At 66.7% G+C, this 19,532-nt stretch carries 29 protein-coding genes and 1 tRNA gene; 27 read left to right on the forward strand and 3 right to left on the reverse strand.

The window, feature by feature from the left end; genetic code table 11:
- Positions 1–8 precede the first annotated feature (8 nt).
- Both OB895_RS01210 and OB895_RS01215 read left to right on the forward strand, forming a co-directional pair.
- Positions 9–782: an ATP-binding cassette domain-containing protein gene (locus OB895_RS01210; protein ID WP_042537607.1), complete on the forward strand. Its 774-nt coding sequence runs from the start codon at positions 9–11 to the stop codon at positions 780–782.
- Between the two features lie 96 nt (positions 783–878).
- Positions 879–951, forward strand: a tRNA-Asn gene (locus tag OB895_RS01215).
- Here OB895_RS01215 and OB895_RS18225 read toward each other — a convergent pair.
- Positions 913–1,239 (reverse strand): helix-turn-helix domain-containing protein, encoded by a 327-nt coding sequence (locus OB895_RS18225; protein ID WP_376708832.1) that lies wholly within the window; start codon positions 1,237–1,239, stop codon positions 913–915. The genes OB895_RS01215 and OB895_RS18225 overlap by 39 nt on opposite strands.
- A gap of 79 nt (positions 1,240–1,318) precedes the next feature.
- Here OB895_RS18225 and OB895_RS01220 point away from each other — a divergent pair, with 79 nt between their 5' ends.
- The 25 genes from OB895_RS01220 to OB895_RS01340 all read left to right on the forward strand — a co-directional run bounded on the left by OB895_RS01220 (position 1,319) and on the right by OB895_RS01340 (position 17,918).
- Positions 1,319–1,495 (forward strand): helix-turn-helix domain-containing protein, encoded by a 177-nt coding sequence (locus OB895_RS01220; RefSeq protein WP_311878660.1) that lies wholly within the window; start codon positions 1,319–1,321, stop codon positions 1,493–1,495.
- Positions 1,492–2,064 (forward strand): helix-turn-helix domain-containing protein, encoded by a 573-nt coding sequence (locus OB895_RS01225; RefSeq protein WP_311878662.1) that lies wholly within the window; start codon positions 1,492–1,494, stop codon positions 2,062–2,064. The genes OB895_RS01220 and OB895_RS01225 overlap by 4 nt, the downstream gene beginning before the upstream one ends.
- Positions 2,061–2,381, forward strand: coding sequence for a hypothetical protein (locus OB895_RS01230; RefSeq protein ID WP_311878663.1), 321 nt, complete (start codon positions 2,061–2,063; stop codon positions 2,379–2,381). Before OB895_RS01225 ends, OB895_RS01230 begins: the two co-directional genes overlap by 4 nt.
- Before the next feature lie 111 nt (positions 2,382–2,492).
- Positions 2,493–3,011, forward strand: a complete 519-nt coding sequence (locus OB895_RS01235) for a DNA N-6-adenine-methyltransferase (protein ID WP_311878664.1) — start codon at positions 2,493–2,495, stop codon at positions 3,009–3,011.
- Positions 3,008–3,211 carry a DNA-binding protein gene (locus tag OB895_RS01240; RefSeq protein ID WP_311878665.1) on the forward strand — a complete coding sequence of 68 codons (204 nt, stop codon included), beginning with the start codon at positions 3,008–3,010 and terminating at the stop codon, positions 3,209–3,211. Before OB895_RS01235 ends, OB895_RS01240 begins: the two co-directional genes overlap by 4 nt.
- The gene (locus tag OB895_RS01245) at positions 3,204–3,896 is read left to right on the forward strand and encodes an HNH endonuclease (protein ID WP_311878666.1); all 693 of its coding nucleotides are present in this window, start codon (positions 3,204–3,206) and stop codon (positions 3,894–3,896) included. The genes OB895_RS01240 and OB895_RS01245 overlap by 8 nt, the downstream gene beginning before the upstream one ends.
- Complete coding sequence (locus OB895_RS01250) at positions 3,893–4,144, forward strand: hypothetical protein (RefSeq protein ID WP_311878667.1); 252 nt, start codon at positions 3,893–3,895, stop codon at positions 4,142–4,144. The genes OB895_RS01245 and OB895_RS01250 overlap by 4 nt, the downstream gene beginning before the upstream one ends.
- Positions 4,141–4,527: a hypothetical protein gene (locus OB895_RS01255; RefSeq protein ID WP_311878668.1), complete on the forward strand. Its 387-nt coding sequence runs from the start codon at positions 4,141–4,143 to the stop codon at positions 4,525–4,527. The genes OB895_RS01250 and OB895_RS01255 overlap by 4 nt, the downstream gene beginning before the upstream one ends.
- A complete protein-coding gene (locus tag OB895_RS01260; protein ID WP_311878669.1) occupies positions 4,508–5,917 on the forward strand; it encodes a terminase large subunit domain-containing protein in 1,410 nt (469 codons plus the stop codon). The genes OB895_RS01255 and OB895_RS01260 overlap by 20 nt, the downstream gene beginning before the upstream one ends.
- Positions 5,918–6,009: 92 nt before the next feature.
- On the forward strand, positions 6,010–7,248 hold the full coding sequence (locus OB895_RS01265; protein WP_311878670.1) for a phage portal protein: 1,239 nt from the start codon (positions 6,010–6,012) through the stop codon (positions 7,246–7,248).
- Complete coding sequence (locus OB895_RS01270) at positions 7,241–9,073, forward strand: head maturation protease, ClpP-related (RefSeq protein WP_311878672.1); 1,833 nt, start codon at positions 7,241–7,243, stop codon at positions 9,071–9,073. Before OB895_RS01265 ends, OB895_RS01270 begins: the two co-directional genes overlap by 8 nt.
- Positions 9,074–9,075: 2 nt before the next feature.
- Complete coding sequence (locus OB895_RS01275; RefSeq protein ID WP_311878673.1) at positions 9,076–9,396, forward strand: hypothetical protein; 321 nt, start codon at positions 9,076–9,078, stop codon at positions 9,394–9,396.
- The gene (locus OB895_RS01280; RefSeq protein ID WP_311878675.1) at positions 9,396–9,785 is read left to right on the forward strand and encodes a hypothetical protein; all 390 of its coding nucleotides are present in this window, start codon (positions 9,396–9,398) and stop codon (positions 9,783–9,785) included. Before OB895_RS01275 ends, OB895_RS01280 begins: the two co-directional genes overlap by 1 nt.
- Positions 9,786–9,796: 11 nt before the next feature.
- Positions 9,797–10,210: a hypothetical protein gene (locus OB895_RS01285; protein WP_311878677.1), complete on the forward strand. Its 414-nt coding sequence runs from the start codon at positions 9,797–9,799 to the stop codon at positions 10,208–10,210.
- 1 nt (position 10,211) lies between these two features.
- Positions 10,212–10,595: a hypothetical protein gene (locus tag OB895_RS01290; protein WP_311878679.1), complete on the forward strand. Its 384-nt coding sequence runs from the start codon at positions 10,212–10,214 to the stop codon at positions 10,593–10,595.
- A complete protein-coding gene (locus OB895_RS01295; RefSeq protein ID WP_311878680.1) occupies positions 10,592–10,945 on the forward strand; it encodes a hypothetical protein in 354 nt (117 codons plus the stop codon). The genes OB895_RS01290 and OB895_RS01295 overlap by 4 nt, the downstream gene beginning before the upstream one ends.
- A gap of 123 nt (positions 10,946–11,068) precedes the next feature.
- The gene (locus tag OB895_RS01300) at positions 11,069–12,502 is read left to right on the forward strand and encodes a phage tail tape measure protein (RefSeq protein WP_311878682.1); all 1,434 of its coding nucleotides are present in this window, start codon (positions 11,069–11,071) and stop codon (positions 12,500–12,502) included.
- Positions 12,493–14,307 (forward strand): M23 family metallopeptidase, encoded by a 1,815-nt coding sequence (locus OB895_RS01305; RefSeq protein WP_311878683.1) that lies wholly within the window; start codon positions 12,493–12,495, stop codon positions 14,305–14,307. The genes OB895_RS01300 and OB895_RS01305 overlap by 10 nt, the downstream gene beginning before the upstream one ends.
- A complete protein-coding gene (locus OB895_RS01310) occupies positions 14,307–14,684 on the forward strand; it encodes a hypothetical protein (RefSeq protein WP_311878684.1) in 378 nt (125 codons plus the stop codon). Before OB895_RS01305 ends, OB895_RS01310 begins: the two co-directional genes overlap by 1 nt.
- Positions 14,685–14,696: 12 nt before the next feature.
- The gene (locus OB895_RS01315; RefSeq protein WP_311878685.1) at positions 14,697–15,197 is read left to right on the forward strand and encodes a hypothetical protein; all 501 of its coding nucleotides are present in this window, start codon (positions 14,697–14,699) and stop codon (positions 15,195–15,197) included.
- Entirely contained in the window at positions 15,194–16,306 is a 1,113-nt protein-coding gene (locus OB895_RS01320; RefSeq protein WP_311878686.1) for an SGNH/GDSL hydrolase family protein, read from the forward strand. Before OB895_RS01315 ends, OB895_RS01320 begins: the two co-directional genes overlap by 4 nt.
- Positions 16,303–17,013: a M15 family metallopeptidase domain-containing protein gene (locus tag OB895_RS01325; RefSeq protein ID WP_311878687.1), complete on the forward strand. Its 711-nt coding sequence runs from the start codon at positions 16,303–16,305 to the stop codon at positions 17,011–17,013. Before OB895_RS01320 ends, OB895_RS01325 begins: the two co-directional genes overlap by 4 nt.
- On the forward strand, positions 17,006–17,365 hold the full coding sequence (locus OB895_RS01330; RefSeq protein WP_311878688.1) for a hypothetical protein: 360 nt from the start codon (positions 17,006–17,008) through the stop codon (positions 17,363–17,365). The genes OB895_RS01325 and OB895_RS01330 overlap by 8 nt, the downstream gene beginning before the upstream one ends.
- Positions 17,355–17,642, forward strand: coding sequence for a hypothetical protein (locus tag OB895_RS01335; protein WP_311878690.1), 288 nt, complete (start codon positions 17,355–17,357; stop codon positions 17,640–17,642). The genes OB895_RS01330 and OB895_RS01335 overlap by 11 nt, the downstream gene beginning before the upstream one ends.
- A 21-nt stretch (positions 17,643–17,663) precedes the next feature.
- Positions 17,664–17,918 carry a hypothetical protein gene (locus OB895_RS01340; RefSeq protein ID WP_311878692.1) on the forward strand — a complete coding sequence of 85 codons (255 nt, stop codon included), beginning with the start codon at positions 17,664–17,666 and terminating at the stop codon, positions 17,916–17,918.
- On the opposite strand, the gene OB895_RS01345 is transcribed toward OB895_RS01340, so the two are convergent.
- Positions 17,887–18,702, reverse strand: coding sequence for a tyrosine-type recombinase/integrase (locus OB895_RS01345; RefSeq protein WP_311878693.1), 816 nt, complete (start codon positions 18,700–18,702; stop codon positions 17,887–17,889). The genes OB895_RS01340 and OB895_RS01345 overlap by 32 nt on opposite strands.
- Positions 18,703–19,013: 311 nt before the next feature.
- The gene (locus OB895_RS01350) at positions 19,014–19,529 is read right to left on the reverse strand and encodes a septum formation family protein (protein WP_042537605.1); all 516 of its coding nucleotides are present in this window, start codon (positions 19,527–19,529) and stop codon (positions 19,014–19,016) included.
- Positions 19,530–19,532: the final 3 nt, after the last annotated feature.

Consider the following 19,532-nt stretch of genomic DNA (forward strand, 5'->3'; position numbering starts at 1 on the left):
ATGGAGGAATGTTCTCTCGGCCCGAATCGACCAATGCGATCGACAGCTCAGATCTGGTGATCGACCGCATCGGGCACAGCGGCCCGACCCGCGCCATCGACGGGGTCAGCTTCTCGCTCGCGCCGGGCGAGCTCATCTGCGTCGCGGGTCCGACCGGTTCGGGCAAGTCCACCCTGGTCGCCGCCCTGGCGGGTTCGACCGACCCGTCCGTGCGCGTCGTGGGCGGCAGTGCGCAGGTCTGTGGAGTCGACATCCGCCGCCCGGGGCGCAAGCATCGCCTGCTCACCTATCGCACGGGCTTCGTGCCGCAGGGGGCCGGTGCCGACCTCCCTCCGCAGCTCACGGTCAACGAAGTCATCGCCGAGCCGATCCTGATCCGTGAGAAGCGGGTGAACACCAAAGCCCTGTCCATCCGAGTCGCGACGCTTCTCGACGAGCTGCACCTGCCTCTCGGAACAGCCTCGAAGTTCCCGTATGAGCTCAGCGCCGGAATGCGCCAGCGCGTCGCGATCGCCCGGTCGTTCGTTCTCGAGCCCCGGGTGCTCATCGCCGACGAGATCCTCGCCAACCTCGACCTCGAGGTGCGACCAGTGGTCTTCGACGCGATCACCCGCCGGCGCAAAGAGCAGGGGATGGGTGCGCTGCTGGTCACGAACGACGCCGATTTCATCCGCGAGCTCAACGCCGAGACCCTGATGCTGCGCGGTGGTCATGTGGTTGCCCGCGGCGTCGGCAAGGACCTGCTGTGGGCTCCCAATGCCGAGGCGGATTCCGGGCACTGACGGGGTCGCCGGCGACACGCCCGACCTGCGGCCGGTGTCACGAGCAGGGTCCGGAGTTTGCTAGGATTGACGAGTTGCCCGCGCAGCGGAGCACATTCCTCGGTAGCTCAATTGGCAGAGCAGCCGGCTGTTAACCGGCAGGTTCTTGGTTCGAGTCCAAGCCGGGGAGCAATCCCCCATCAGGAGAAGTCCCACCATCGTGTGGGGCTTCTCCTGTTTCCAGCCACGACACGGGATATCCGGTCGCCAGCGCGAACGCGACGAGGTCGCGACGACGTGGCTTGTGCCGTCCGTTGATCCAGCTCGATACCGCATTGCGCGATACCTGGATGCGCTCGGCAAGCTCCTGCACTCCCAGTCCTGAGTGACGCACGGCCTTCGTCATGCGGTCGGACAGGTCGAGTTCGAAGCGGGGGTCTGCAACGGGATTCATCGACATATGCACAGTCTCGTGCATACGCGTCAACTTGTGCAAGCCACGGACACGCCCACTCAGCTAACTGGCAGATTGCGCTAAGTAGTGCAATGTTGCACTCGTGACAATCGACCTGATCGGAACCGCCGAAGCCGCGAAGATGCTCGACATCGACCGTAGCTCGCTCGTACGCCGCGTGCGCTCGGGCTCCATCGAGCCGTTTCAGAAGCTCCCGGCAGCCACCGGCGCTTACCTGTTCGACCGCGCCGAGATCGAGAAGGCGGCGGGCAACGCGTGAGCATCGAGTCCGTGGCGATCGCGCTGCACCATTCCAAGGCGACAGGCACCGCGAAGCTGGTGATGATCGGTATCGCGAACCATGACGGTGATGGCGGCGCGTGGCCGTCTGTCAAGACGCTCGCGAAGTATGCCGGCGTCGATCCCCGCAGTGTGCAGCGAGCGATCGACAAGCTGGAGAAGCTTCACGAGATCCGTCGATTCGTGCAGGCCGGCGGTGATCACCGGTTCGCCGATCACGAGCGCCCGAACCGCTATCAGGTACTCCTGCGATGCCCCGTCGATTGCGACCGTTCGTCGCAGCACCGGGTGCCCTCCGACAGCCCCGCCACGCTCCCGATTGAGGAGTTTTCCACACGGGTGACACTGGCGTCACCCGGTGACAGTGGAACCAGGGGAGGGGTGACACAGGTGTCACCCAAACCGTCCCCTAACCATCCCAATACCACTGAGAAGAAAACTCACGTTGGTAACCGCGCGAGTTCCGGCGCGTGCGGACACCCCCTGATCGATGACCGCCACTGCGAGCGCGGCTGCGCTCCGTCACAGGTACTCAAGGAGATCGCATGACCGCCACCGCCCCCACAGACAACCGCATCGGCTTCGCAGACCGCCTCGCACTCTCCGCGAAGCTCTGGGATGCATCCGACGCATTCACCATCGAATCGACGCTCTGGACAGGCCAGGCGCAAGCCGACTGCCGCCGCAGCGCACGACAGCTCGCCACGACCGCGCGCTACATCCTCTCGGGAGCGATCAGCGTCGCCGAGGCGGAAGCGTTCACCGAAGCATCGAGGAAGGCGCTCGGCCAGGTCGCCGGGGCACGTCGCCTCCGCGATTCGCTCAGAGCGCCGCAGAAGCGACAGAACGGCTCGACCGATGCATGACTACATCCCGACCGTGATAGGCCTTCCTGCCGCTGCCCTGGCCTGCCTCTGGCTCTGGTGGCTCGAACGCCGAGACGCCCGAACCGCCAACGAAGAGAACCGGAGAACGCGATGACAACGCTCCCGATGTTCACCGCTCCTATCGAACGCACAGAGACCGACGAACGCTACACCCCGCGCTGGGTATTCGACGCGCTCGGCGAGACGTTCGATCTTGATCCCGCCAGCCCCGTCGACGCCGAGACGAAGGTGCCGGCGCTCCGTCGTTTCACTCGCGTCGACGACGGCCTCGCTCAGCAGTGGGAAGGGTTCGTCTGGTGTAACCCACCCTTCTCGAACACCACACCGTGGGCCGAACGGATGCTGGCGCACGACAATGGCATATTCCTCGGCCCGTTTGCGAACGCTCGCTGGACGCAATGGATGCTCGGATCGGCCCGCGTCACCTGGCTCATGCGCGATTTCGCCTTCGACCACCCCACCCACGCCGGGAAGCGCTCGAGCATGCCGCTCGCCATGTACGCGCTCGGTCGCCGCGCTGAGGTTGCCGTGAGACGCGCTGCGAGATCTCTGCCCGAGGCGGGCCGACTCGTGCAGATCGCCCGCCCTGATCGGGAGGAGGGCCGGTGACCGAGTCGCAGACCCGCCGCGCGTGGGCCACCCCGGAACAGCTCGCCGAATGGCTCCAGCTCGGCGCTCAGGGTGCCCGCAAGCTGCGCACGATGCGCCGAGACGGCACCGGCCCGAAGTTCCTCACCGTAGGCCGCGAGATCCGCTATGCATGGGTTGACGTGCACGCCTGGTGCGCCGCGAGGCGCGACCGTGGGTAGGCGCGGCGGGCGCGCGTCTCAGAGCCTCACCCGGCTCGTGCTGGAGACGTACGGCCCCGTCTGCTGGCTCAAGCTCCCAGGGTGCACCGGCATCGCGACGACGAAGGATCACGTCATCCCGCACGCCGCCGGCGGCCCGGACACGCTGGAGAACATGCGCCCCGCGTGCAAGCCGTGCAACAGCAAGCGGCAAGACCGCGTGATCAGCGGCTATGGTGCCGCCGTCATCGTCGTCACCGGCCCGCCGGCGGCAGGCAAGACCACGCACGTGCTGGAGCACGCACGCCCCACCGACGTGATCATTGACATGGATCGCATCGCGCGCGCCCTCATGCCCCTCGACCCCGACAGCTCACACGACTACCCCGAGCACGTCCGACACGTGGCGATCGCAGCACGCAAGGCAGCCATCCGCCGAGCTACCCGCCTGCGCGAGCGCATCACCGTATGGCTCATCCACGCCATACCCCAGCCCGACGACCTCGCCGAGTACCGAGCCCTAGGGTGGCGCATCGAGACCATCGACCCAGGCCGCGCCATCGTAGAGCAGCGCGCCCGCACCATGCGCCCCGCCTCGATGATGCACCACGTCGAGCGCTGGTACGCCACCCACCAAGACCCCGAGGTATCAGTAGCAGCCATGCTCGCCACGCCTCAGGCCCCATCAGCAGGCGGTGACTGGTGAGCGACGTGCGCGAGGTGTCCGACTACCACGAATGGATGGCCGGCACAGTGGCCGGCGCGGGCGAACGCCTCGATGGTGCGCTGCGCGAACTGTTCGAGCCCTTCGCCAAGGCTCTCAGTGCAGCACTCGACGCTGGTCTGCTCCAGTTGGAGGCCCGTTTTTCCGACCGAGAACGCACGGAAGCCCCGCGACCACCGTCCCCATCCCCCCAGGTCACGCCAGAAAAAAGAAAGCGAGCGAGGCCATGAACTCGACGCTCCCAGGCCTCGAAATCGAGGGGCAAAACGCGCCGAATCAGCATGGTTACGGCCAAGGCGCGACCGAATCGGAGACACGCGCAGCGATCGCCGAGATATCCGAGACAATCCCGCTCGCCGGCATCCGGCGCACCCTCGCACAGTCCGCGATCGCCCTCGCCATCAGCATCGACCGCGGCAACAACAAGGGCCGATCGGTCGCGAACGATGTGCAGCAGCTCGTCGCGATCATGATGCAGCTCGCGCCGGTCGAAGCCGGCGATGACACCCACGACGATTCAGCGCTCAGCCCCGACACCAGGAGACTCCTTGACGCCTTTGCAGCTCCCGCACGGACTGACGACGCCGCGGAAGGTGACGCCCCGGAACTTTGAGCACGCGACCCACGGCCCCAAGGTCGCCGCGGTCGCAGCCGAGATGGGGCAGCCGCTCATCCCGTGGCAGCGCTACGTCGCGGACGTTGGCCTGGAGGTCGACAGCTTCGGGCAGTTCGTGTACTCGATCGTCGTCGTCACCGTGCCTCGCCAGGCCGGCAAGACGACCCTTGACCTATCCGGCTCGATCCAGAACTGCCTGATGGGGCCGCGCCGGCGCACGTGGTACACCGCGCAATCCGGCCAGCACGCCACCGAGAAGTTCCTCGAGATGGCCGAGCTCTGGGAGGCATCCGCCATCCGGCAGCTCGCGCCGAACGTCCGCCGTTCGAACGGTTCGGCAGCGCTCCAGTTCGTCAACGGATCCAAGTTCCGGCCGTTCGCCCCCGTCGAGGGCGCTCTCGACGGCAAGCAATCCGACCGCACGAGCCTCGATGAGTTCTGGTACTGGTCAAGCGCGCAGTACGCCGTGCTGCGCGCATCGTTCGCCGCCACGCAGACCACGCGCCGGCTCGTCACCGGCCAGCGCCCGCAGACCTGGATCTGGTCGACCGAGGGCACCGTCGAAAGCACCGCCCTGAACGAAATGCTCGCCGAGCTGCGCAGCGGCGATCACGACCCCTCGATCGCATTCTTCGACTTCGGTATCGACGAGGACGATGACCCGTTCGACCTCGATCGCGTCTACGAGCGGCACCCCGGCGCCGGCTTTCTGTTCACCCGTGAGGACATGGATGGTTTCAAGGCGCAGTTCCAAGACTCGCCCGGTGAGTTTGCCCGCGCCTACGGCAATCGTCGCACCGGCGCGACGGAACGCGTCATCCCGCTCCAGCCCTGGAAGGACGCCGCCTGGAACGACGAGACGCCGCCGGCACCCGGCCGCGTCTGCTTCGCAGCGGCCGTCGGCGTCGATGGCGTCGACACGACGATCACCGCGACCCAGCTCCACGGCCCCGGCACGCTGTCGGCCGTCGTCAAGGGCGGCTGGATGGAAAGCACTTATGGCGCGCTCGACAAGCTCCGTGAGATGCGCGCGAAGTACCCGGATGCCGGCTTCATCATCGACCCCTATGGGCCGTCCGCCGCGCTCCACGACGAGGCCGAACGCGACGGCTTCGAGCTGATACCCCTCACGCCGAGCGATGCCGTCGCCGCCACTCAGGCGACCGTCGCCGGCATCAAGAACCCCGCCGGCCCCACCTGGCGCTATCGACCGCATCCCAAGCTGAACGACGCCGCCGAGCTTGCGACGAAGCGATTCGCCGGCGACGGAACGTGGCTATTCGGCCGGCGCGCATCTGTCGGCTCCATCAGCGCGATCGAGTCCGCCAATCTCGGCAGCTACGGCATTCATCACCTGCCGGCCGTGCGCGCATTCCAGCTCGGCTGAGATCGGTCACGACCGGTCACGAAATGTCGTGACCGGTCGCCGGCGGTCGCGATTCTTGGGACTCGTGATCGCTCGCCGCCACAGTCGTGGTCATGTCGTTCATCAACACAGTCCGCGAGAAGGTCACCAAGGCCATCGAGTGGCTTAACGAGGTGCCGGATGCCCCAGCCGGCTACCCCGCGGACGTGTTCCCCGATGGGCGGCAGCGGCAGGCGGCGGTGACGACGGAACGTGCCCTCTCACTCTCGACTCTCTACAGCGGCATTCAGATTCACGCGACCGCCGCCTGCCAGCTCTCGATCTCCGTCGAGCGCGACGGCGAGATCATCCCGACGCCGCAGCTCGTCCTGCAGCCTGACGTGGACGACACCCGATCGGCATTCATCGAGTACACCGTCGTGTCGCTCTACATCGACGGAAACGCGTTCTGGCGCATCATCCGCAACGCCGAGGGCCGCGTCGTCAATCTCGTGCCCCTGAACCCCAACGAGGTCACGGTTTACGTCGAGTACGACGCGAACAACGTCGAGACGATCAAGTACGGATGGCGCGGACTCACCCTCACGCGCCGCGATATCAAGCACCTTCAGCTGCTCCGCGTGCCCGGCCTTCGCCGCGGGCTCGGCCCGATCCAGGCCGCGCAGATCGAAGTGCGCGGCGCGCTCGACGCCCGCGACTACGGCGCATTGTGGCTCTCGGATTCCAGCATCCCGGACGGCGTGCTCTCGACCGATCAGGAACTTGCACCCGGCGACGCCGCGAAGTACAAGAACGTCTGGTACGGCCGCAACCCCGACGGCACCGCACCGACCGCGACCGACTCGAAGTCGAAGGTTCGCGAGCGGCTGCGCGTGCTCGGCAAGGGACTCACGTACAGCCCGCTGCTGCTCAAGCCGTCCGACGTGCAGTTTCTCGAGTCGCAGCAGTACTCGACCATCCAGATGGCCCGTCTGATCGGTGCGCCGGCCTCGCTCATGCTCGTGGCCGTCGAGGGCTCCAGCGAGACGTACAGCAACGTCGAACAGGAATGGATCGGGTACGCCCGGTTCCGCCTCATGAAGCCGCTGCGCGAGATCGAGGAAGCCCTCACGTCGCTGCTACCCGGCAAGCAGACGGCGCGATTCAAGATCGACGCGCTGCTGCGCTCCGACACCAAGACCCGCTACGAGGCACACGCGATGTCTCTCGACCCCCAGAAGGGCTGGGCTCTCCTCGACGAAGTTCGCCAGCTCGAAGGGCTCCCCGCCCTCACCACCGAGCAGCGCGCCGAGCTGGATGCACGCCGCGTCACCAAGACCCCCGCCCCGACCCCGGAGAACGCGAATGCCTGACCTGACCACCGCCCGCGACCGCTTCGCCGCCCTCGCCGCCCGCACCCCCTCGACTTTCAACCTCACCACCGACGAGGACACCCGCGCGGCCACCGTGCATCTGTACGGCGTCGTCGGCGGCTATTGGGGCGGCATCGACGCCGACGAGCTGGTGCCGGCTATCCGCTCGCTCGACGTGGACACGCTCCAGGTCTACGTGAACAGCCCCGGCGGCGACGTGTACGACGGCATCGCGATCCGCAACGCGCTGCGCCAGCACAAGGCGCGCATCGTCGTCAACATCGACGGCCTCGCCGCGTCTGCCGCGTCGTTCATCGCGTGCGCCGGCGATGAAGTCGTGATGGGGGAGAACGCCGAGATCATGATTCACGACGCATGGTCGTACGCCGTCGGCAACGCGGAAGACATGCGCAACAAGGGTGCCGACCTCGATCGCGTGAGCGACAACATCGCCGCGATGTACGCAGCGAAGGCCGGCGGCGATGCCCCCGCCTGGCGCGAGCTGATGAAGGCCGAGACGTGGTACTCGGCGAGCGAGGCGGTCGCCGCCGGCCTCGCAGACCGCCTCGACAGCGACAGCGACGAGGACGACGACGCAGACGCAGCCGTCGAGAACGTGTTCGACCTGACCATGTACGCCCATGCGGGCCGCGCCGCGGCATCCGCGCCCATCTCCGTCGCCGCCCTGGCGTCGAACCGAAAGGAACGCCCCATGCCCGAAATCACGCAGGACTACCTCGACCAGGCTCTGGCCGACCACCAGGAGGCGCAGAACCGCGTGCTCGAAACCCGCCTCGCCGGGATCTCGAACGCCGCCGGCACCCCTGGCCCCACCTGGCCGACCTTCGGTCACTTCATCAAGGATCTCATCGGCGGCTCTGCCGACGCGATGGCGTTCTACGAGACCCACGCGGCGTACGACGGTTCGACCACGGCCGACGACAAGCAGCCGAACACCTGGATTCGCGATGCCATCCACCTGATCCGCCGCACGCGCAAGATCATGGGCGAGTTCTCCACGCAGCCGCTCCCCGCCGACGGCATGACGCTCGAGTACCTCCAGCTCGAATCCAACAGCATCGCCGTCGCGAAGCAGACCGCCGAGGGTGCCGATCTCGTCAAGGGCAAGGTGTCGCTGAAGAGCGATTCCACCCCCGTCGAGACCTACGGCGGCTGGACCGAGCTGACCCGTCAGCAGATCGACCGCGGCAGCGCCGCATACATCTCGACCGCGAACACGGCCATGACGCTGGAGTACGCCCGCGCGACCGAGGAAGTCATCCGCGATCTGCTGCGCGAGATCATCGCCTCGAAGATCGCCGGCAACCCGGCGCTCTCGATCGCGGCCGACGCGACCGCGTACGAGTGGCTGGATCTCATCGTGGACGCCGCCGGCCTGTTCGATGACCTGTCGTTCAACCTCGACGGCGGTCTCGTCTCGAAGGACGTGTTCAAGCGCCTCATCCGCCTGGAGGACACCAACGGAAACAGCCTCATGCGCGTGTGGGGCACCGGCATGAACCAGATTGGCGAACTCGACCTCCGCGAGATCACCGGCGACCTGGCGAGCGTCCAGTTCAAGATCCTCCCCGGCGCGACCGCCAACACCGTCGAGTTTCACGACCGCCTCGGCATCACGACCTGGGAAAGCCCCGGCGCACCGTTCCGGCTCCAGGACTCGAACGTGGTCAACCTGACGGAAGCGATCTCGCAGTACGGCTACCTGGCCGCTGCATCGCAGTTCCCCGACGCCATCCAGGCCGTCGAGGTCACCCCCGCCGGCGCTGCTCGCATCGCGGCTGACGACGACGAGCTGCTGGCCTAAGCATGCCCGAGACGACGCCCGCCACCACCCTCGAATGGTACGTCCAAGCCGTCACGGCCGACGCGGCATTCGCGAAGGAATCCGAGGAGGTTGCAACGCAGATGGTCACCGATTTCATCGGTGCCGGCAACCCCTTCAAGGTTCCGGAAAAGGTGGTGGCGCGCGCCGTGCTCGAAGTGGGCGCAGACCTCTACTACCGGAAGGCGAGCCGTAACGGCGTCGTCACGATGGAAGGCGTAGAGCCGCAGATGTTCCGACTGAACCGCGATCCGATGGCAGCGGCCTACCCGCTGCTGCGCCGCTATCTCGTGATGGGACTCTGATGGTCGCCCCGCGCATCGTCCAGGCCAACGCGAAGGCCGGACAGCTCCGCGCCATGCTCGCCGAGGCCGGCCTCGATCAAGTGACCGTGACCCTCGACGCGCGCGAGATCGCGTCCGCCGCTCGACATGGCGTCATCGTGATCTCGCCGCCCGATCTCACCTTCGTGACGTTCACGAGCACCGAGGCGACCTACGAGCTGTCAGTCATCGCCGGCCCGGCGGACAACCTTCTGCACGCGTGGGAAACGCTCGACTCGATCATCGAGGCGCTGCGCGCCGGGCAGCTCGACATGACGACCGCCCGCGGGGAGATGTTCGCCCCGGCCAGCTCGGCACCCCTGCCCGGCTACACGATCAACCTCAATCCCGACACTCTCATCGACGACTGAAAGCAGGAACCATGGTCAAGGCCCCCACTGTCGGCCCCGGCAGTTTCACCATCGGCGCAGCTGACGCCCTCACGAATTTCTCGAGCCAGATGCGCGGCGGCAAGCTCGTCCCGAACGTCACCAAGGGCGACCCCATCGACGTGCTCTCCGGCGAGCAGGCCCCCGGCGATCGCACCGAAGAGAACACGCTCGTCGTCACGCTCCAGTCCGACTTCGGCTACACCGGTTCGAACGCGGAATGGCTCTGGGAGCACCGCGGCGAGCAACACCCGTTCGAGTACGTGCCGAACAGCACCCTGGAGCGGAAGATCAGCGGTGTCATCGTCGTGGAGCCGATCGAGATCGGCGGCGACGTGAAGACGAAGCCCAGCGCCGAGGTCACGTTCGACGTGATCGGCGATCCGATCTTCAGCGATATCGCCTGACATGTCGTCGCCGGTCTACAAGGTCGAGGGCGGGCGCGAGCTGCGCCGCACCCTTCGGCAAGCCGGCGACGACTTGCAAGACCTCACCAAAGCCCACCGCGAGGCCGCCGAGATCGCCGCCCGCGCATCAAGCGCCCTCGCACCGGTCAAGAGCGGCCGGCTGCGCGACACGATCCGCGCAGCCGGCACCAAGACCGCCGGCATCGTTCGTGCCGGCTTCGCCCGCGTTCCGTACGCAGCCGTCATCCATTGGGGGTGGGGCCGCCGGCACATCAAAGCCCAACCGTTCATCTCTCGAGGCGCACAGGACAGCGAAGGCAGCTGGATCCGCGTCTACGAGGACTACATCGAAACCACGATCCAGAAAGTCAAGGGAACAACATGAAGCGCATGACGCTCGCCGTCGAGCTGGAGCAGCCCGGCACCGACGACACCATCGAATACACCGTGGAGGGTGACAACCGCGACATGGTGAGGTTCGACCTCATCCGCGCACGCAAAGGATGGCCGGGCTCGTCCGATGCGCCGATCCTGTGGGCGACCGTCGTCGCGTACTTCGCCCTTCGCCGCTCTGGCGAGGTTCCGGAGTCCGAGACGGTCGAGCAGTTCATCGATCGCGCGGTGCACGTGACGTACCTCAAGGATGGCGAGCCGGTCACCCCGGAGGACGCTCTCGCCGGCGAAAGCGGCGATGACGTGGACCCTTCCCAGCCGGGAGTCGCGCCCGGCTACTGATCGAAATCGCGATCGAGACCGGGCAGCAGATGCCCTACCTGCTCGACGCACCCGACGAGGTAATCGAGACATTCGTGACGCTGCTCAACGAGCGCGCCGAGGCCAGGAAAGTGAGGTGACCTGATGGCCGGCAAGAGTGCAGTTCTCGCCATCCGCATCATCGCGGACGGCAAGCAGGCGGGCCGCGAGTTCGCCGAGACGAACAAGCAGGTAGCGGCCTTTGACGACGGCATGGGCAAGGCCGCCGGCGGGGCGGCCATCCTCGCCGCCGGCATCGGCGCGCTCGCCTATCAGGCCGGCCAGAGTGCATCGAACCTCCAGCAAGCCACGGGCGCGATCGAGTCCGTCTACGGCACCCACGCCAACGAGGTCAAGAAGATGGCCGACCAGGCGGCCGAGAACGTCGGGCTCGCCGAGTCGCAGTACATGGAGCTGTCATCCGTCATCGGCTCGCAGCTCAAGAACATGGGCGTACCCATGAACGACCTCGCCGGCCAGACCGACGATCTCGTGTCTCTCGGCGCGGATCTCGCCGCGACGTTCGGCGGCTCGACCTCCGACGCCGTGTCGTCGCTCGCCTCGCTGCTGCGCGGTGAGCGCGACCCGATCGAGAAGTACGGCGTCTCGATCAAGCAGGCCGACGTGAACGCGCAGCTCGCCGCGATGGGCATGGCAGACCTGGAGGGCGAAGCCGCGAAGGCCGCCGAGACTCAGGCCGTGCTCGCACTGCTCACCAAGCAGACCGCCGACGTGACAGGCCAGTTCGCTAAAGAGTCGGACACCGCCGCCGGCTCGCAGCAGATCGCCAACGCGAAGTACGAAGACGCGATGGCCGTGCTCGGCGAACGTCTGCTCCCGATCATGGCCGAGTTCTCGACCATGCTCGCCGACGTCGCCGGATGGGTGAGCGAGAACACCGAACTCGTGACCGGCATCGCCATCGTGCTCGGCACGTTCGCCGGCGCGATCCTCATCGCCAACGGCGCGATCTCGGCGTACCGCACCATCGCCGCGATCGCCACCGCGGCGCAGATCGCCTGGAACGTCGCGATGAGCGCGAACCCGCTCGGCCTCATCATCCTGGCAATCGCCGCGGTCGTGGCCGCCATCGTCTTTCTCATCACCAACTGGGAAGAAGTCGGCCGCATCGCCGGCGAAGTGTGGGACAACATCGTGGCGGCGATCGACAACGCGATCGGCTGGATCAAGGACGCGATCGGCTGGATCGGCTCACTGTTCGGTGCAGCCGAGGACACCCCGCGCACGCACCGCGGCGGCGGCGGGAACGGCGGCGGCGGCCCCGAGATCGCGCCCGCCGTGATGGAGTTCTCCGCCCGATCGATCGCGCCGGCGTCGTCCAGCGAAAGCGCCGGCGGCTTCAGCTCGTGGTCGACCAGCTCGGCCCCAACGATCCGCGAGGGCGACACGAACGTCACGATTCAGGGTGCGATCGACGTGGAGGGCACCGGCCGCACCATCGAGAAGGTACTGAACAAGCGTGCAGAGCGCACCGGCCGCACGCCCGCATTCGCCGGCGGTGATACCGCATGGCGCTGACGGATGCCCCCACGGTCACGCTCGACGGCGTGCAGCTCGCGTCTTCGTGGTCGCTCTCGCAGCGCATCGCGCTCGGCGGCCTCGCGATCACGTGGGGCCGGCAGAACCACCTACAGCCCGCCGAGCCCGCATCACTCAAGCTCGAAGTGCTCGACACCGACGGCCAGATCGCATCGTCTGCCGGCCTGATCGGCAAGCGCGTCACCGTCGTACGCGCAGACGGCCGAACGATCTACCGCGGCCGCGTGGACGACTTCGAGATCGATCACGTCGAGATGAACGATCCAAAGCTGAACGTCAAGCGCCGCGTGTGGCGGCTCATGCTCATCTGCTTCGACACCATCGCCGACCTCGCGAAGATTCACCCGCGCGGCCCCGGTAACGAGGCCGTCGGCGTGAACGTGCTCGGCCCGGACTATTGGTTCATCGAGCGCCCCGCGAACCGCATCGCCGCGCTGCTCGCCGCCGGCGTCCCCGTCCCCTCGATCGAGTGGGCCGACCCCTACCCGGTCACCGAGGGATCGCCCGGCCTCGCCCGCTGGCGCACATCGTCGGACAACTTCAGCGCGCTTAACCACGTCGAGGGGATCTACAACGCGCACCCGCTCGCCTACGTCCGCCACGACCCGCACACGAACGGCCTGACGATCGGCCGGCCGGCGGCGACCGCCGGCGTGGAACTCACGTGGGACGGCGACACGCTCGACGTCGCCCTCGCCGATGGCGCGACGGTTCCCGCTCGCATCGTCGCGATGCCGGAAGGCTACAAGGCGCGCACCGGCGCAGCCGATGCCATCGACGTCGTGCAGATCATCAGCCCCAGCCCCACCGACGCGGGCAAGAACGACCCGCTCAGCAGTGTCGACGCGACGACCGAGGCGCACACCGATCGCTACAACTTCATGGCGTCAGGACGCCGCGAGCACCGCGTGATGAACGAGATCCTGACCACGCTCGCCCCGGAGGTTTCCGAGTCGTTTTCATGGCCGTTCCCGCTCGCCTACGTCACGAGCGAGTACGGCTACCGCGCGTCAGGATTCCACGAGGGCATCGACCTCTCAGGCGGCCCCGCCTCGAGTGGCGAGCCCATCCCGTCCGCCGGGGCCGGCACCGTCGTCACGTCCGTCACGCTCCACGAGGGATGGGGCAATTACGTCGTGGTCGACCACGGCACCGACGCCGATGGCAACAACCTTCGGACGCTCTACGCGCACATGATCGAACCCGGCGTGCCCGTCGGCACCGTGGTCGACCGCGGCGACACGCTCGGCCGCGTCGGCAACACCGGCAACAGCTACGGCGCACACCTGCACTTCGAGACGTGGGTGAACGGCGCGCACATCAACCCCCGGATCTTCATGGATAAGTATTCGACCGGCGCACCCGCGCCCGTCGAAGGGGGAGTGTGGCAGCGCCGCGCAGCAGACGACACCGCCGCGACCCTCAACCAGCTCAACGGCAAGGTGAACCTGCCTCGTATCCGGATCGATTGGCGACACTTCGACTACCCGCCGGCGATCGATGCGGCCTTCATCGACGGCACGTCTCACGGCTTGCCTCTCTATTTCCCCGGCAGCGTTTTCGCCCCGGTCTACGAGGCCGCCACCGAGCACGAGATCATCGGCGGCACTCTCGTCTATTTCAAGGGCTGGACGCTCGACGCGACCCTCGCCCCCGCCATCCGCACCCGCGCCGGCATCACCATCAACCAGCTCGTCACGATCGACGCGCCCCTCATCTCCGACTTCGACGACGACATGCTCATCGCCGATCTCGGGAACGTCACGAAAGGAGTGACCGCCTGATGGCTGGAGTCACCCCCAACAACATCCGTTACCCGGACGGCGCGAGCAAGGCGAAGAATCTCGGCCCCGAGCTGCAGCAGATGGCCGAGGACATTGACCGGTTCATCGATGAGCAACTCGACCCCACAGGCCCGCTCAAAGACGTGGTCGAGGACATTGTCGAAGACTTCGTGCCAGGCGCGGTTGAGGACGCGCTCGACGCAACTGTCATCCGACTCGTCAAGTGCGTGCACCTTGAAGCCGGGAAATGGGTGTGGGACGGCCCCGCAGCGCCCGCCGCGACTCACTACCTCATCCCCGACGAGAACGCCGCTCTCGTCGCCCGCGCAACACCATTCCCGACCCCATCGGCGTCCGCGCCGGAACTCATCTGGTAGGAGACCAGCGACATGGCTGAGAAGAACAAGACCCTCGTAACCCGCGCTGAGATCGACAGCAACGTCAACACCGGCGTGGGCCGTGCGCAGCTCCTTTTCGACGGGCAGGCATCCGATGCCGCGTCGTTCACCGGCGTCCGGGATATCACCGGACTGATCACTCCCGGGCGCATCGCGTCGGGCCGGCTGCTCATGATGCGCGAGGGGTCCGATGTTGACTGGATCTTCGACAAGATCGTTCTTCCTCCCGAGGCCGCGGGGCTCTCCTGGCAGCTTTTCTCGCGAACGGATCTTGCACCGTTCCGCCCCTTCTACACGACGACTCATGACTACCGGATCAACACCGGCGGCAACATCGTTCGTCTGTCAGTGAATGACTCTGTGGCCGTCTTCGTGCAGTTCGCCATTGCCGGCCTGCCGATCAGCACCGTCCTGCAGAGCAAGACGCGTGCGGGCTGGCCGGCGGCACTCCCCGGCGTGGCGGATGGTCAGCCTGTGGTGATCGTCCCGTGACTTACTTCCTTACCCTCACCGATGCGCTTGCGCTCGACGAGACGGGCCGCCGGGCGATCGCGAAAGACTTCGTGTCGCGCACTGAGGTATCCCGCCCCGGTGTCACCGCGACGTTCAAAGCGCCGGTGTTCAACGCCGAGAGCCCCGCGCTGCTCACCATTCGCCAGAAGGTGATGCGCGCCATGCTCGGACGCGACACGTGCTCGCTGCTCGTCACCGCCGATTCCAAGTCTTCCGAGTACCTGGGAACGGTCGTGTCATGGCCGACGCAACTGCGCCGGCTGCTCGACGCGCTCGAAGGTTTCGTTCAGGCCGACAACGGCGTGATGGACGCTCGATGGACGTCCGCCGGCATGTCGCCGAGCCCGACGACCTCGATCGGTCTCCAGCCGACGACCGCCGGCTCGACCGCCACCAAGTCGGTCACGTTCACGGGCACCGTCACCGCATCCGGCGCCAAGCTGCTCGCGCGCATTCCCGGCGGCGGCGCGGCCACACTCACGATCAACGGCACATCACAGGCAATCACGATCCCCGCGGTATCCGGTTTCCATGCCATCGATCTCGCCGGCATCGCACCAGGGCCGCTGACGGTCACGATCGCAGCGACAGCCGATCTCTACGTCGCCGGCATCCGTCTCTCGTACTCCACGCCGGGACTCATCATCAGCAACCCCGCGCGCCCGTCGTCCGCGGCGTCGGACTGGTCGCCAGGAGGCAGCACGGGGCGATGGTCTACCATCGTCGCCGGCCCCGCCACTGATCCCGATTTCGTCATCAGCGCGCTCGGCACCAACGAGATAACCAACCTATTCGCCATCACGACCTACTACGACGCTCTCGCGGCCCGAGGCGTCCCCGTCATCATCGTGAACCCCGGCGGACTGGGAGGCGCACGCACGCGCGTCGAGGCAGAGGCGCTATCCGCTCATCTGTACTCGATCGCCCAGGCGCGCGACTGGCCGCTGATCGACTTCGAGGCGGTGATCGGCACCTACGACCAAGCGCTCGCACACCTGCTCATGCTCGACACGCTGCACGAGAACAGCCGTGCCGCGCTGCTCGAAGCTCTCGCCGTCTACGCGCTCATCTTTGGAGGTCTGACGTGACCACTCAAGTTGATCTTGGCCACGGGCGTGGCTGGGCGTCTCCCGCGGCGGCAGCATCCATCCTCCGCATCGATCGCCAGCTCGGTCGCCTCGCCGACATCAACGAGGCCGGCAGATCGCCCGAGAAGGCCAACGAGAACCGCCGCAAGTGGCTCGCCTACGAGCGCTACCTCAACGGCGGCCCGTGGGCGCCCAAAGCGCCGTTCGCGCTCGGCGCTGAGGACTCCGTGCACTGCTCAGGCGACGCCGCCGACTCTGACGACTGGTACGACCCCGCAGCCGCCGCCGTATGGCGAGCCAACGGATGGCGACAGACCGCGCTCTACCCCCACAACCTCGCCAAGCACGAGCCCTGGCACGGCGAGTACTTCCCCCATCTCGACACGCGCCGATTCGACCCCGCGCCGGCAGGCGGCGCTCTCACGACAGAACAGGATGAACTCACCATGACCTCACCCATCTGGAACGTCGTCGCCAAGATCGGCGACGCACCCGAGAGCGGCACCCTCTACTACGGCACCGAGAGCGGCAAGATCGAGAAGCTCACCGGCTACTCGCGCGCTCTCGTCTCCGTCGCATTCTTCGGCGCACAGCCAGCCGCCAACGGCACGATCCCCGACCTCATCCCGACCATCGCCGACCGTGGCGGCGACTGGACTCGTGTCCAGGCACTGCACAAGGCGATCAAGGGCCGGCCACGTGAGTGATGCCGTCATGGTCGCCTGCATCACCGGCGTGCAGGCGATCACCCTCGCCGTCCTCGGCATCCTCGCCAAGCGCGTCGGCAACGTCCGCCGCGAGACGACAGCCGTCCGCCGAGACACCGCGGCCACGCGTGAGCAGGTTGTGAACCACCACGACACCAACATGCGCGAAGAGAACGACAGCCGCCATTCAGAAACGCGCGGATGGTTCAACGACCTCCGCCGCGATATCGGCGGCATCCGAGAGGACGTTCGCGGACTTCGCACCGATCACCGCGCCCTGACCCGCGACCACCGAGCACTGACCGCCCGAGTAGACACCATCCAGAAGAAAGGCCATACCGATGATGAGTGAGACAGCCCCCACCCGAGCCGCGCGCCGAGCCGCAGCGCGCGCCGCCATCGAGACGGACGAGTACCGTCCTACCGTGCCGGTCAACGTGCGTGACGCGGTGTACTGGGCGACGCTAGGAACCGCCGCCGCATCCGCGCTCGCATCAGGCGTCGCCGGCATCTGGTTTCCCGAGATCGCCGGCCAGGTGCTCGCGACCGGCGGCGTCGCCACGACCGTCATGGGCATCATCGGCGGCGGCGTCGGTGTCGTCTACCGTCCGGGCTCGCTCGCACGCTGACGACGGCATAGACTCCCTCGCATGGGAGAAACGAAGTCGCTGCTTGCTCAGGTGATCGCCATGCGCGACGATCAGACGATGGATCCCGATTTGCGCCCGTGGGCGGCGATCGAGTTGCTTGCGCAGCGGCTGGACGAGCTGAGTCCCGATCAGTTCGAGGAACTGATCGGGACTCGCACGGTCGATAAGACCGGCCCCGGCAAGGTCGAGATCTGGTGGGGTAAGCCGCCGGCGACGACGACCCCTAAGCCGCCAGCGACGAAGGCGGCCGGATGATCGTTCCCGCCGCCGCAGCGCGCCGCGCAGCATCGTCGAGGTGTAGGTAGCGCTGAGTCGTGAGCAGCGAGGCGTGCCCGAGCATGTCTTGCACGGCCCTGAGATCGCCCGTCGCCCGGTAGGCCGCCGTCGCGCCGGCGTGGCGCAGCGCGTGCGGATTCCAGCCCGTGAGCCGCTTGATGATCTTGTGCACCGATTGCGGATGCATGTGCCCGTCGGTGCCGCCGGGAAAGTAGAAGCCGCGCGGTTGCTCGAGTTCGATCCGCGTGAGCGCGTGCGCGAGATCGTCGTTCACGTACACGATGCGTTCCTTGTTGCCCTTGCCGAGCACGCGCAGCAGATCGCCGTCGCGATCGCGCATGTGGAGCGTCGAGATCTCCGTGAGCCGCAGACAGGCGTAGCGTCCGAGCATCACAAGCCCGCGATCGCGCGGCGTCGAGCCCTGGAGCGCCATCAGTATGTCCCGATCGCGTGCCACGCGCGGCATCCGTACCGGAACGGGAATGCTCTCCAGCTCGGCTGTCGGATCGGCCATGATGAACCGCTTGGTGACCGCCCAGCCGTAGAACAGCCGCCAGCTCGCCAGCATCGAGTGTCGTGTCTCCGTGGACAGGTGCCGGCAGTCGCCGAGGACTTCCTGTAACTGTCGTTCGCGCGCTAAGGCTAGAGGTAACCGACGAGCGAGCGCGCGCACGTGGCGCATCCGCAGTTTGATCGTTCCGTCGCTCCGTGAGCTCGCACGCAGCCACGTTTCGTAGGCGGACAGGATCTTGTCATTCTTCATCGGTACATCCATAGATCCATTGAATGCACGTTCAAGGATGCACGCGGCAACTTATGCAGCCTCGGCGTCCTCATGTCGCTCAGTCGTTATATATCGGATCGGTGCCACGGCCGCGATCGACTCGGAACCGGCAGGTTCTTGGTTCGAGTCCAAGCCGGGGAGCCAATGAAAAGCCCCTCTTCGGAGGGGCTTTTCCCTTTGCGTGGCATGTCCTCGGTCGCGTCCATCGAGCGGGGCGAAATGCCGCCTCCATGAACGCGAACGAGGCCCCGTCGAGTTGACGGGGCCTCGTTGTGCGAATCCGAGTCAGATCAACGTGCAGCGCCCTTGAGCGAGCCGGTGGTCTGGCCAGCGGGGTCGGAGATGACACACTGGACGACGCGGTCGTTCAGCTCGTCCCAGGTCTGCTGGGTCGGCGTGATCGGGTAGACCTCGAGCACGGAGTCGTTGAACGCGATGCCGACGAAGCTCGTGTAGGCGTCGCCGATGCACTCCTGCGAAGCGGCGTCGATGTTCTCCTCCGAGAACTCGCCGTCGTCCATCGTGATCTCGTAGTAGACCTCTTCGTCGTGCGGCTGGTCGCACGGCACGACGTCGGCGTCCTCGATCAGGCCGGTGTCGCTGGCCATCTTGCAGTCACCGAGCTTCAGCGAGAAGATGTCGATGTTCGCGCTCTCGGTGACCTGGCCGGATTCCTCGTCGCGGTCTGCGTCGCCGGAGCCTCCGCCCAGAATTCCGTTGAGCGCGCTACAGCCGGTCAGTGCGACCGACAGCGCTACGGCAGAACCTGCCAGCGCCAGTGCGCGTCGCGTGCGCATCTTCATCATTTC

This window comes from Microbacterium forte (assembly GCF_031885415.1).
GTDB classification, from domain to species: Bacteria; Actinomycetota; Actinomycetes; order Actinomycetales; family Microbacteriaceae; genus Microbacterium; species Microbacterium forte.